At 51.8% G+C, this 12,200-nt stretch carries 11 protein-coding genes; 8 read left to right on the forward strand and 3 right to left on the reverse strand.

The window, feature by feature from the left end; genetic code table 11:
• The first annotated feature begins 3 nt into the window (after positions 1 to 3).
• The 4 genes from purB to roxA all read left to right on the forward strand — a co-directional run bounded on the left by purB (position 4) and on the right by roxA (position 4,886).
• Entirely contained in the window at positions 4 to 1,374 is a 1,371-nt protein-coding gene (gene purB, locus OGV85_RS09450) for an adenylosuccinate lyase (RefSeq protein ID WP_032949068.1), read from the forward strand.
• Between the two features lie 164 nt (positions 1,375 to 1,538).
• Positions 1,539 to 2,210, forward strand: coding sequence for a two-component system response regulator PhoP (gene phoP / locus OGV85_RS09455; protein ID WP_003030783.1), 672 nt, complete (start codon positions 1,539 to 1,541; stop codon positions 2,208 to 2,210).
• Positions 2,210 to 3,673, forward strand: a complete 1,464-nt coding sequence (phoQ, locus tag OGV85_RS09460) for a two-component system sensor histidine kinase PhoQ (RefSeq protein ID WP_003030784.1) — start codon at positions 2,210 to 2,212, stop codon at positions 3,671 to 3,673. The genes phoP and phoQ overlap by 1 nt, the downstream gene beginning before the upstream one ends.
• A 91-nt stretch (positions 3,674 to 3,764) precedes the next feature.
• Positions 3,765 to 4,886, forward strand: a complete 1,122-nt coding sequence (gene roxA / locus OGV85_RS09465) for a [50S ribosomal protein L16]-arginine 3-hydroxylase (RefSeq protein WP_003030786.1) — start codon at positions 3,765 to 3,767, stop codon at positions 4,884 to 4,886.
• Between the two features lie 102 nt (positions 4,887 to 4,988).
• On the opposite strand, the gene pepT is transcribed toward roxA, so the two are convergent.
• Entirely contained in the window at positions 4,989 to 6,215 is a 1,227-nt protein-coding gene (gene pepT, locus OGV85_RS09470) for a peptidase T (protein WP_061547878.1), read from the reverse strand.
• Between the two features lie 250 nt (positions 6,216 to 6,465).
• Here pepT and potA point away from each other — a divergent pair, with 250 nt between their 5' ends.
• Genes potA through potD form a run of 4 tightly spaced genes read left to right on the forward strand, consistent with a single transcriptional unit; the run spans position 6,466 to position 10,293 of the window.
• Positions 6,466 to 7,602 (forward strand): spermidine/putrescine ABC transporter ATP-binding protein PotA, encoded by a 1,137-nt coding sequence (gene potA / locus OGV85_RS09475; protein WP_003030791.1) that lies wholly within the window; start codon positions 6,466 to 6,468, stop codon positions 7,600 to 7,602.
• On the forward strand, positions 7,586 to 8,443 hold the full coding sequence (potB, locus tag OGV85_RS09480; RefSeq protein ID WP_003030793.1) for a spermidine/putrescine ABC transporter permease PotB: 858 nt from the start codon (positions 7,586 to 7,588) through the stop codon (positions 8,441 to 8,443). Before potA ends, potB begins: the two co-directional genes overlap by 17 nt.
• Complete coding sequence (potC, locus tag OGV85_RS09485; protein ID WP_003030794.1) at positions 8,440 to 9,219, forward strand: spermidine/putrescine ABC transporter permease PotC; 780 nt, start codon at positions 8,440 to 8,442, stop codon at positions 9,217 to 9,219. The genes potB and potC overlap by 4 nt, the downstream gene beginning before the upstream one ends.
• Before the next feature lie 27 nt (positions 9,220 to 9,246).
• Positions 9,247 to 10,293, forward strand: a complete 1,047-nt coding sequence (gene potD / locus OGV85_RS09490; RefSeq protein ID WP_003030797.1) for a spermidine/putrescine ABC transporter substrate-binding protein PotD — start codon at positions 9,247 to 9,249, stop codon at positions 10,291 to 10,293.
• Positions 10,294 to 10,392: 99 nt separating this feature from the next.
• On the opposite strand, the gene cobB is transcribed toward potD, so the two are convergent.
• Positions 10,393 to 11,214: a Sir2 family NAD+-dependent deacetylase gene (gene cobB, locus OGV85_RS09495; RefSeq protein WP_003030799.1), complete on the reverse strand. Its 822-nt coding sequence runs from the start codon at positions 11,212 to 11,214 to the stop codon at positions 10,393 to 10,395.
• Between the two features lie 15 nt (positions 11,215 to 11,229).
• On the reverse strand, positions 11,230 to 12,141 hold the full coding sequence (gene nagK, locus OGV85_RS09500; RefSeq protein ID WP_003030802.1) for an N-acetylglucosamine kinase: 912 nt from the start codon (positions 12,139 to 12,141) through the stop codon (positions 11,230 to 11,232).
• Positions 12,142 to 12,200: the final 59 nt, after the last annotated feature.

Here is a 12,200-nt window from a genome sequence, read left to right on the forward strand (position 1 = left end):
TCTATGGAATTATCCTCACTGACCGCCGTTTCCCCTGTCGATGGACGCTACGGCGATAAAGTCAGCGCGCTGCGCGGGATTTTCAGCGAATACGGTTTGCTGAAATTCCGCGTACAGGTTGAAGTACGCTGGCTGCAAAAACTGGCCGCGCACGCAGCGATCAAGGAAGTTCCTGCTTTTGCTGCCGACGCAATCGGTTTCCTTGATGCGATCGTCGCTAACTTCAATGAAGAAGATGCTGCGCGTATCAAAACCATTGAACGTACGACCAACCATGATGTGAAGGCAGTTGAGTATTTCCTGAAAGAGAAAGTAGCGGATATCCCGGAACTGCACGCCGTTTCCGAATTTATCCACTTTGCGTGTACCTCAGAAGACATCAACAACCTGTCTCACGCGCTGATGCTGAAAACCGCACGCGACGAAGTGGTTCTGCCGTACTGGCGCCAGCTTATCGACGCGGTGAAAGATCTGTCTGTACAGTACCGCGATATTCCTCTGCTCTCCCGTACCCATGGTCAGCCAGCCACCCCGTCTACGCTGGGCAAAGAAATGGCTAACGTGGCCTACCGTATGGAGCGTCAGTATCGCCAACTCAATCAGGTTGAAATTCTTGGTAAGATCAACGGTGCAGTCGGTAACTATAACGCCCATATCGCCGCTTACCCGGAAGTTGACTGGCATCAGTTCAGCGAAGAATTTGTCACCTCGCTGGGCATCCAGTGGAACCCGTACACCACGCAGATTGAGCCGCACGACTACATTGCCGAGCTGTTCGACTGCATCGCCCGTTTCAACACCATCCTGATCGACTTTGACCGTGATGTCTGGGGCTACGTGGCACTGAACCATTTCAAACAGAAAACTATCGCGGGTGAAATCGGTTCTTCGACCATGCCACACAAAGTGAACCCTATCGATTTCGAAAACTCTGAGGGTAACCTGGGCCTGTCTAACGCGGTTCTGCAGCACCTGGCGAGTAAACTGCCGGTTTCCCGCTGGCAGCGTGATCTGACTGATTCTACCGTTCTGCGTAACCTGGGTGTGGGTATCGGCTATGCGTTGATCGCCTATCAGTCTACGTTGAAGGGGGTTAGCAAACTGGAAGTGAACCGCGATCATCTGCTGGATGAACTGGATCATAACTGGGAAGTTCTGGCAGAGCCGATTCAGACCGTGATGCGTCGCTACGGTATTGAGAAGCCGTACGAGAAGTTGAAAGAACTGACCCGTGGCAAGCGCGTTGACGCCGAAGGTATGAAGCAGTTTATCGATGGTCTGGCACTGCCGGAAGAAGAGAAAACTCGCCTGAAAGCAATGACGCCTGCCAATTATATTGGTCGCGCCATCGCCATGGTTGATGAACTGAAGTAATCAGCAACTCCCCAGATGCTGAACAGAAGCCGGATAAGCGTAAGCGATTCCGGCTTTTTATCACCCGCTACATTATCCCTTCCCCCGGTTTATTAAATGTTTATCCCCACAGCCACATAATCAGCGTTAAACTATTCATACCATTATTTTAGGGAGAAACGATGATGCGCGTACTGGTTGTCGAGGATAATGCTTTATTACGCCACCACCTCAAGGTTCAGTTACAGGATTTAGGGCATCAGGTGGATGATGCAGAAGATGCGAAGGAAGCGGACTATTATCTGAATGAGCATCTGCCGGATATCGCGATCGTTGATTTAGGGCTCCCCGATGAAGATGGTTTGTCGCTAATCCGCCGCTGGCGCAGTAATGAGGTTTCGCTGCCAATTCTGGTATTAACCGCGCGCGAAGGCTGGCAGGACAAAGTGGAAGTCCTCAGTGCAGGCGCTGACGATTATGTCACCAAACCGTTTCACATCGAAGAAGTGGCTGCGCGCATGCAGGCACTGATGCGTCGAAACAGCGGTCTGGCATCGCAAATTATCTCCCTTCCGCCTTTTCAGGTGGACCTCTCCCGACGCGAGTTATCCGTCAATGATGAAGTTATCAAGCTCACGGCGTTTGAATATACCATTATGGAAACACTCATCCGTAATAATGGCAAAGTGGTCAGTAAAGATTCGCTCATGCTGCAGCTTTATCCGGATGCCGAGCTGCGCGAAAGTCACACCATTGATGTTTTGATGGGGCGTCTACGTAAAAAAATTCAGGCGCAATATCCGCATGAGGTGATCACTACCGTGCGTGGCCAGGGATATCTTTTTGAACTGCGCTAATGAATAAACTATTGCGTCATTTTTTCCCGTTATCGCTGCGGTTACGCTTTTTACTGGCAACTGCAGGCGTGGTGTTGGTTCTGTCGCTGGCCTACGGCATGGTTGCCCTTGTGGGTTACAGTGTCAGCTTTGATAAGACCACGTTCCGCCTACTGCGGGGTGAAAGTAATCTATTCTATACCCTGGCAAAGTGGGAAAACGGCAAGATAAACGTCGAGTTGCCTGAAAATCTCGATATGCAAAGCCCAACAATGTCGCTGATCTATAACGAAAGCGGTGAGTTGTTGTGGGCGCAGCGCAATGTTCCCTGGTTGACGCAAAGTATCCAACCGGACTGGCTAAAAACGAACGGTTTTCATGAAATTGAAGCCAATGTAGACGCCACCAGTACCTTACTGGGCGAAGATCACTCCGCTCAGCAGCAGTTAAAAGAAGTCAGAGAAGATGACGACGACGCCGAAATGACCCACTCCGTGGCGGTAAACGTCTACCCTGCTACTGCCAGAATGCCGCAACTGACCATTGTGGTTGTCGATACCATTCCAATAGAGCTAAAGCGCTCGTATATGGTCTGGAGCTGGTTTATTTATGTGCTGGTCGCCAATCTGTTGCTGGTCATTCCGCTGTTATGGGTGGCCGCGTGGTGGAGCCTGCGGCCGATTGAATCGCTGGCGCGTGAAGTCCGTGAGCTTGAGGAACATCATCGTGAGATGCTAAACCCCGCCACCACACGCGAATTGACCAGCCTGGTTCGTAATCTCAATCGGCTGTTAAAAAGCGAACGTGAGCGTTATGACAAATACCGCACCACGTTAACAGACCTCACCCATAGTCTGAAAACACCACTGGCGGTATTGCAGAGTACTCTGCGCTCAATGCGTAATGAAAAGATGAGCGTCAGCGACGCAGAGCCTATCATGCTGGAACAAATCAGCCGTATTTCCCAACAGATAGGCTATTACCTGCATCGCGCCAGCATGCGTGGCAGCAGTGCCCTGCTCAGCCGCGAACTGCACCCGATCGCGCCGTTGCTGGATAAACTGACCTCGGCACTGAATAAGGTGTATCAGCGTAAAGGCGTCAACATTAATCTCGATATCTCACCTGAAATCAGCTTTGTGGGCGAACAGAATGATTTTGTCGAGGTGTTGGGCAACGTACTGGATAACGCCTGTAAATATTGTCTGGAGTTTGTCGAGATTTCAGCGCAACTGTCTGAGGATCAGCTGCATATTCTGGTTGAAGATGATGGTCCTGGTATTCCGCAAAGCAAACGGGAAGTGGTGTTTGACCGTGGACAGCGCGTAGATACGCTACGTCCAGGACAAGGCGTCGGTCTGGCGGTGGCGCGAGAAATCACCGAACAGTATGACGGGCAGATTATTGCCGGTGATAGCCTGCTGGGTGGCGCGCGCATGGAAGTTATTTTTGGCCGCCAGCAGCCGGGCCAGAAAGACGAGTAATCGTCGCATGTAATAAATATGTACTGACTTCACGCTTGAGGTTAAGTATCCGTTATAATCGGTTGCAGATACCAGCCTGCGGATGCTCATTATGGAATACCAACTCACACTTAACTGGCCCGATTTTCTTGAACGCCACTGGCAGAAACGCCCGGTGGTCTTAAAACGCGGGTTTAACAATTTTATTGATCCTCTCTCTCCTGACGAACTGGCTGGACTGGCAATGGAAAGCGAAGTCGACAGCCGACTCGTCAGCCACCAGGACGGAAAATGGCAGGTTAGCCACGGTCCCTTCGAAAGCTACGACCATCTTGGCGAGAACAACTGGTCTTTGCTGGTGCAGGCGGTCAACCACTGGCACGAGCCAACTGCCGCGCTGATGCGCCCGTTCCGTGAATTACCGGACTGGCGCATCGACGATCTGATGATTTCTTTCTCTGTCCCCGGCGGCGGCGTTGGCCCGCACCTGGATCAGTACGATGTATTTATCATTCAGGGAACCGGTCGTCGTCGCTGGCGCGTAGGTGAAAAACTGCAGCTGAAACAGCACTGCCCTCACCCGGATCTCCTTCAGGTCGACCCGTTTGAAGCTATCATCGATGAAGAGCTGGAGCCCGGCGATATCCTGTACATTCCACCGGGATTCCCGCACGAAGGTTATGCGCTGGAAAACGCGATGAACTATTCGGTCGGTTTCCGTGCGCCAAACACTCGCGAGCTGATCAGCGGGTTCGCCGATTACGTTTTACAACGCGAACTGGGTAGCACCTATTACAGCGATCCGGACCTGCCGCCGCGCGATCATCCGGCCGACGTTCTGCCGCAGGAGATGGATAAGCTGCGCGAAATGATGCTCGGGCTGATTAATCAACCAGAACATTTCCAGCAGTGGTTTGGCGAGTTTATTTCTCAGTCTCGTCATGAACTGGATATTGCCCCGCCGGAGCCACCGTATCAGCCAGACGAAATTTACGATGCCCTGAAGCAAGGTGATGTGTTAGTGCGTCTGGGCGGATTGCGTGTATTGCGTATTGGCGACGACGTCTACGCTAACGGTGAGAAAATTGATTCGCCGCATCGTCCTGCCCTGGAAGCGCTGGCCAGTCATATTGTGCTGACGGCTGAGAACTTTGAGGATGCGCTGGAAGATCCTTCTTTCCTTGCCATGCTTGCCGCGCTGGTCAACAGCGGGTACTGGTTCTTCGAAGGGTAATGCGAAGTGTGCCTGATGCGACGCTACGCGTCTTATCAGGCCGACTGGAGTGTAATAATGTAGGCCGGATAAGCGAAGCGCCATCCGGCAACTACACATACTTTATTTTTGTTTCGCGGCCAGTTCAGCAATACGCACAATCACCTGTACCGCTTTTTCCATTCCTTCCAGGGTTACAAACTCATGTTTACCATGATAGTTGTAGCCACCGGTGAACAGATTCGGACACGGTAATCCCATAAACGACAGCTGCGCGCCGTCAGTGCCGCCACGGATCGGTTTCAGCACCGGCTCAATATCGCAATCGCGCATCGCCTGCTGGGCGATATCCAGTACGTGCGGATGCTCAATCACTTTTTCGCACATATTGTAGTAACTGTCTTCAATCACCAGTTCGATATAGCAGTCGGGGTGTAACCCTTTACCGACCTTCTTGGCGATATCCATGATCTTGCGTTTACGCGCTTCAAACTGCTTACGGTCAAAATCACGAATAATGTAGTGCATATCCGCCCGATCGACCGTCCCTTTCATGCTCGCCAGATGATAAAAGCCTTCGTAACCTTCCGTCTTTTCCGGGCTTTCATCTGCCGGAACCTCTGCATGAATACGCGCCGCCAGCGACAGCGCATTCACCATCACTCCTTTTGCGGTGCCGGGATGTACATTGTTGCCAACAATTTTAATATTAACCGACGCGGCGTTGAAGTTTTCAAACTCCAACTCACCTACGCCACCACCGTCAACGGTATAGGCCCACTGCGCATTGAATGCCGCAACGTCAAAATGCTTCGCCCCTTTACCCACCTCTTCGTCCGGCGTAAAGGCCACGCGGATATCACCGTGCGGAATATCTTTTTGGATAAGCACAGCCAGTGCGGTCATGATTTCCGCCACGCCTGCTTTATCATCCGCGCCCAGCAACGTTTTACCGTCTGTGGTGATCAGCGTCTGACCCAGAAGTTGATGCAGCACCGGGAACATCACTGGCGATAAAACTTCATCACCAATGCCTAACGCAATATCGCCACCGCGATAGTTTTCAACAATTTGCGGATTGACATTTTTACCGCTGAAATCCGGTGAGGTATCCACATGGGAAATAAAGCCGATCGCAGGAATATTGCCAGCAACGTTAGCGGGTAACGTTGCCATCAGCGTGCCTTTTTCGCTCAGTGAAATATTAACCAGTCCCATCTCTTCGAGCTGTTGTTTGAGCAGTTGTAATAATTTCCACTGTCCTTCGGTGCTGGGTACCTGCCGCACGCCCGATTTTGATTGGGTGTCCAGCGACACGTAGTGTAAAAAACGCTCAAGTAGTTTATCCATGCAGTCACCCTCACTTTTTGTGACAACATTATCAATAAGCAACAAAAGACAAATATTGCGTCAGGTCACTTTTATCCCCGCAAGTGAGAATATTTCGCCCTGACATCCCCTCTGACTATAGGGCTAAGTCAGTAATTCGCAACAAGGATTGGCGATTACAATGGTTTGCCGTAGAATAACGGCCCTCATTAAGAGTCATCAAGGTGGTTAACCACAAACCCCGCATCGGTCAGCCATCCGTTGCGTTTACATGGGACAGAGTAAAAAATTGAATAAACAACCGCGTTCGCTTTCTCCACTGGTGCAATTAGCGGGAATTCGCAAAAGTTTCGATGGCAAAGAGGTGATTTCCAGCCTGGATTTGACCATCAATAATGGCGAGTTTCTTACGCTGCTTGGCCCCTCTGGCTGCGGTAAAACAACCGTTCTTCGCCTGATTGCCGGTCTGGAAACGGTTGATTCCGGTCATATTATGTTGGACAACGAGGACATTACTCACGTTCCAGCGGAAAACCGCTATGTGAATACCGTCTTCCAAAGCTATGCGTTATTCCCCCACATGACCGTATTTGAGAATGTGGCCTTTGGTTTACGCATGCAAAAAACGCCCGCAGCCGACATTTCTCCCCGCGTTACCGAAGCCCTGCGCATGGTGCAACTGGAAGAGTTCGCCCAGCGAAAACCGCATCAACTTTCCGGCGGCCAGCAGCAGCGCGTAGCGATTGCCCGAGCTGTGGTCAACAAACCCCGCTTACTCTTGTTAGATGAATCCCTCTCTGCGCTGGACTACAAACTGCGTAAGCAGATGCAGAATGAACTGAAAGCGCTGCAGCGTAAGCTTGGTATCACTTTTGTCTTTGTCACACACGATCAGGAAGAAGCGCTGACAATGTCTGACCGCATCGTGGTGATGCGCGATGGTAAGATTGAGCAGGACGGTACTCCGCGCGAAATCTACGAAGAGCCCAAGAATCTGTTCGTCGCCGGGTTTATCGGCGAAATCAATATGTTTAACGCCACGGTGATTGAACGTCTGGATGAACAGCGAGTTCGTGCTAACGTTGAAGGCCGCGAGTGCAATATTTATGTCAACTTCGCGGTGGTTCCCGGACAAAAGCTGCACGTCCTGTTACGCCCTGAAGATTTGCGCGTAGATGAAATCAACGATGATAATCATATCGAAGGCCTGATCGGCTACGTGCGCGAACGCAACTACAAAGGCATGACGCTGGAGTCGGTTGTGGAACTGGAAAATGGCAAGATGGTGATGGTCAGCGAATTCTTCAATGAAGACGATCCTGACTTTGACCACTCTCTCGACCAGAAAATGGCGATTAACTGGGTAGAAAGCTGGGAGGTCGTACTGGCTGATGAAGAACACAAGTAAATTCCAGAGTGTGGTGATCGTCACCATTGTCGGTTGGCTTGTGTTATTTGTCTTTCTGCCCAACCTGATGATCATCGGTACCAGCTTTTTGACCCGCGACGACGCCAACTTCGTCAAAATGGTCTTTACGCTGGAGAACTATACGCGCCTGCTCGATCCGCTCTATTTTGAGGTGCTGGTTCACTCCCTCAATATGGCGCTGATTGCCACGCTCGCCTGTCTGGTACTCGGCTACCCGTTTGCCTGGTTTTTGGTGAAACTGCCGGAAAAAGTGCGCCCGCTGCTGCTTTTCCTGCTGATTGTTCCGTTCTGGACCAACTCACTTATTCGCATCTACGGACTCAAAATTTTCCTCAGTACCAAAGGCTATCTCAACGAGTTTCTGTTATGGCTCGGGGTTATCGATACACCCATTCGCATCATGTTTACCCCCAGCGCGGTGATTATCGGGCTGGTATACATCCTGCTACCGTTTATGGTGATGCCGCTCTATTCCAGCATTGAAAAGCTCGATAAACCGCTGCTGGAAGCCGCACGCGATTTAGGTGCCAGTAAACTTCAGACCTTCACCCGCATCATTATTCCGTTAACGATGCCGGGGATTATCGCCGGATGCCTGCTGGTCATGCTGCCCGCAATGGGGCTGTTTTACGTTTCCGACTTAATGGGCGGCGCGAAAAACCTGCTGATTGGCAACGTGATTAAAGTTCAGTTCCTGAACATCCGTGACTGGCCGTTTGGTGCAGCCACCAGCATTACGCTGACCATCGTGATGGGTCTGATGCTGCTGATCTACTGGCGTGCCTCGCGCTTGCTGAACAAGAAGGTGGAACTCGAATGATCGGTCGACTGCTCCGCGGCGGTTTTATGACCGCTATCTACGCGTATCTGTATATTCCAATCATCATTCTGATTGTGAACTCCTTTAACAGCTCGCGCTTCGGCATCAACTGGCAGGGTTTTACTACCAAATGGTACGGCCTGCTGATGAATAACGACAGCCTGTTGCAGGCGGCGCAGCACTCGCTGACGATGGCGGTGCTATCCGCCACGTTTGCCACCTTGATCGGCTCACTCACTGCGGTTGCGCTGTACCGCTACCGTTTTCGCGGTAAACCGTTCGTCAGTGGCATGCTGTTCGTGGTGATGATGTCGCCAGATATTGTGATGGCAATATCTCTGCTGGTGCTGTTTATGCTGATCGGCATTCAACTGGGTTTCTGGTCGCTGTTGTTCTCACATATCACTTTTTGTCTGCCTTTTGTGGTGGTGACAGTTTACTCACGCCTGAAAGGTTTTGATGTACGCATGCTTGAGGCTGCTAAAGATTTGGGTGCCAGCGAAGTAACTATTCTGCGCAAGATTATACTGCCACTGGCTATGCCTGCGGTGGCTGCGGGTTGGTTGCTGAGCTTTACGCTGTCGATGGATGATGTCGTCGTTTCGTCCTTCGTTACCGGACCGGGTTATGAAATTTTGCCATTAAAAATCTACTCAATGGTCAAAGTCGGCGTATCACCAGAGGTGAACGCGCTGGCGACCATTTTGTTGGTTCTGTCGCTGGTTATGGTGATCGCCAGCCAGCTTATTGCACGTGATAAAACCAAGGGCCGCTGAGGCCCTTAATTCAGGGGACGTTAAATGATGAAAAAATGGTCACGCCACCTGCTCGCGGCGGGTGCTCTGGCACTGGGCATGAGCGCCGCTCACGCGAATGACAACAACACGCTCTATTTCTATAACTGGACCGAGTATGTCCCGCCTGGACTGCTGGAACAGTTCACCAAAGAGACCGGCATTAAGGTTATCTATTCGACCTACGAGTCGAACGAAACCATGTACGCCAAGCTCAAAACCTATAAAGACGGCGCATATGATCTGGTGGTTCCGTCCACCTATTACGTCGATAAAATGCGTAAAGAAGGCATGATCCAGAAGATCGACAAGTCGACGTTGACCAACTTCCACAACCTCGATCCGGAAATGCTCAACAAGCCGTTTGACCCGAACAATGACTACTCCATCCCGTATATCTGGGGTGCGACGGCCATTGGCGTAAACAGCGATGCTATCGATCCGAAAACCGTCACCAGTTGGGCCGATCTATGGAAACCGGAGTACAAAGGCAGTCTGCTGTTAACGGATGATGCGCGTGAAGTGTTCCAGATGGCGCTGCGCAAGCTGGGATACTCCGGCAATACCACCGACCCGAAAGAGATTGAAGCCGCCTATAACGAGCTGAAGAAACTGATGCCTAACGTCGCGGCGTTTAACTCTGACAACCCGGCCAACCCGTATATGGAAGGTGAAGTCAATCTGGGGATGGTATGGAACGGCTCCGCGTATGTTGCGCGTCAGGCAGGTACACCACTGGAAGTGGTATGGCCTAAAGAAGGTGGCATTTTCTGGATGGATAGCCTGTCTATTCCGGCTAACGCGAAAAACAAAGAAGGTGCGCTGAAGCTGATTAACTTCCTGCTGCGCCCGGACGTGGCGAAAGAAGTTGCGGAAACTATTGGTTATCCGACGCCAAACCTGGCAGCACGTAAGCTGTTAAGCCCTGAAGTCGCAAATGATAAAACCCTGTACCCTGACGCAGAAACCATCAACAAAGGGGAATGGCAGAACGATGTCGGTTCCGCCAGCGCTATCTATGAAGAGTATTATCAGAAGCTAAAAGCAGGACGTTAATTGCCCTCCTCATAGGCCGGATAAGACGCGCCAGCGTCGCATCCGGCGCATCATCACTGCCCGATGGCGCTACGCTTATCGGGCCTACGCCATCCGTTCTCACAGACCTTTCAATAACTTCTCAACAAACTCTGGCACCACCTGGCTTGCCGGACCGTAATACTTCTCTTCAAACTCGCTACCAACCTGGCTCGGTTCGAGATTTAGTTCTACCGTATGTGCCCCATGCAGCCGCGCCTCATGCACAAAACCCGCAGCCGGATAAACATGTCCCGATGTGCCAATCGCAATGAATACATCCGCCATTGCCAGCGCCATGTAAATTTCATCCATGCCCAGCGGCATTTCACCAAACCACACCACGTGTGGTCGCAGCGGTGCCGGAAATTGACAGCAGTGACATTTATCTTCCGGGGTCACATCGTCCTTCCATTCCAGAATCTGCCCGCTTTGCGAGCAGCGAACCTTGAGCAGTTCGCCGTGCATATGGATAACGTTCTGGCTGCCCGCACGCTCATGCAGGTTATCAATGTTCTGCGTCACCAGTAAAAAACGGTCGCCCAGTTCGGCTTCGAGTTTTGCCAGTGCGATATGCGCCGCGTTGGGCTGGATTTCTGGCTGTTGCAATTGATGGCGACGGGCGTTATAAAACGACTGAACCAGTTCCGGGTTTCGACTAAATCCTTCCGGAGTCGCAACGTCCTCAACCCGATGTTCTTCCCAGAGACCATCCGCCGCGCGGAAGGTTCGAATTCCTGACTCAGCGGAGATTCCCGCTCCCGTCAGTACCAGCACTCTTGGTTTTTCCATCAATTCAGGCACCACTCTGTCTCTGAAAAAGATTCGTTGACGCAGGCGATCGCGCAAATGGCGTTTATTTTTACGAAAGCGGCTTAACCGATGACCCCGACGCGACAGCATAACAACCTCTTTGTATTAATCGGTAAGATGTAGGAAAGCAGCCCCGCGCATCCCGCCGGCATCACCGTGCCGTGCCTGCTCAATACGCGGTACCCGGGCAACTGGCAACAGATGACGTGGCAGTCGGTCCGTCAGTTGCGTCGTAATAGCGGTAAAATTCGACAAGCCTCCGCCAATCACCACCAAATCAGGATCGACGATAGTCAGGATATTCCCAAGACACACCGCCAGCAAATCCAGATAGCGTTCAACGTGTGCACGCGCATGTTCATCGCCCTGCTCCCACAACGCGATAATTTCACGGGCATCCAGCGGTTGATGGTAGTAATGCTGATACAACCACGCAAATCCACCGCCGGAAAGATAGCTTTCGATGCATCCCAGTTGGCCGCATCCGCAGCGGCGCAGCGGGAAATCAAAGCCCATCAGCGTCAGCGCATCAACCGGCAAACGAATATGACCAAACTCGCCGGTGATATAGCTGCGTCCGGTGATGGATTTCCCGTTAAGCACCAGGCCGCCGCCAACGCCCGTACCGAGGATCAACCCCATCACCAGCGGATATTGGGTAAACTCGTCATCCCAGGCTTCGGAGAGAGCAAAACAGTTCGCATCGTTATCCAGACGCACATCGCGGTCAAGGCGAGCGCTAAGATCGGCGCGGAGCGGTTTGCCACTGGCGGCAGGAACGTTGGCCGCGTACAACGTGCCGTCTTCCGTTTCCGGCATGCCAGGAATCCCGATACCGACCGAACCTTTGATACCAAAACGCTGGTCAGCTTCCGTCACCAGATTGCAGACCGCATCAAGGAAAGCGTCGTAGCTGTCGCGAGGTGTAGGGACGCGAGTTTCCCATTGCAGACGACGTTGCTTATCAAACACGCCCAGCGCAATTTTGGTCCCGCCGATGTCAAATCCGTAATACATCACCGCTCCTTGATACACGTCATCCTTCAAGATGCCTCTGCGTTGGCTACGCCTTGATG

Source organism: Citrobacter sp. Cf132, from assembly GCF_030333885.1.
GTDB classification, from domain to species: Bacteria; Pseudomonadota; Gammaproteobacteria; order Enterobacterales; family Enterobacteriaceae; genus Citrobacter; species Citrobacter freundii.

Bases quoted from the DNA above. Each gene is read 5' to 3' on its own strand.
- cobB (WP_003030799.1), bottom strand. From the start codon at position 11,214: ATGCTGTCGCGTCGGGGTCATCGGTTAAGCCGCTTTCGTAAAAATAAA.
- purB (WP_032949068.1), top strand. From the start codon at position 4: ATGGAATTATCCTCACTGACCGCCGTTTCCCCTGTCGATGGACGCTAC.
- potD (WP_003030797.1), top strand. From the start codon at position 9,247: ATGAAAAAATGGTCACGCCACCTGCTCGCGGCGGGTGCTCTGGCACTG.
- phoQ (WP_003030784.1), top strand. From the start codon at position 2,210: ATGAATAAACTATTGCGTCATTTTTTCCCGTTATCGCTGCGGTTACGC.
- roxA (WP_003030786.1), top strand. From the start codon at position 3,765: ATGGAATACCAACTCACACTTAACTGGCCCGATTTTCTTGAACGCCAC.
- potC (WP_003030794.1), top strand. From the start codon at position 8,440: ATGATCGGTCGACTGCTCCGCGGCGGTTTTATGACCGCTATCTACGCG.
- pepT (WP_061547878.1), bottom strand. From the start codon at position 6,215: ATGGATAAACTACTTGAGCGTTTTTTACACTACGTGTCGCTGGACACC.
- nagK (WP_003030802.1), bottom strand. From the start codon at position 12,141: ATGTATTACGGATTTGACATCGGCGGGACCAAAATTGCGCTGGGCGTG.
- phoP (WP_003030783.1), top strand. From the start codon at position 1,539: ATGCGCGTACTGGTTGTCGAGGATAATGCTTTATTACGCCACCACCTC.
- potB (WP_003030793.1), top strand. From the start codon at position 7,586: ATGAAGAACACAAGTAAATTCCAGAGTGTGGTGATCGTCACCATTGTC.
- potA (WP_003030791.1), top strand. From the start codon at position 6,466: ATGGGACAGAGTAAAAAATTGAATAAACAACCGCGTTCGCTTTCTCCA.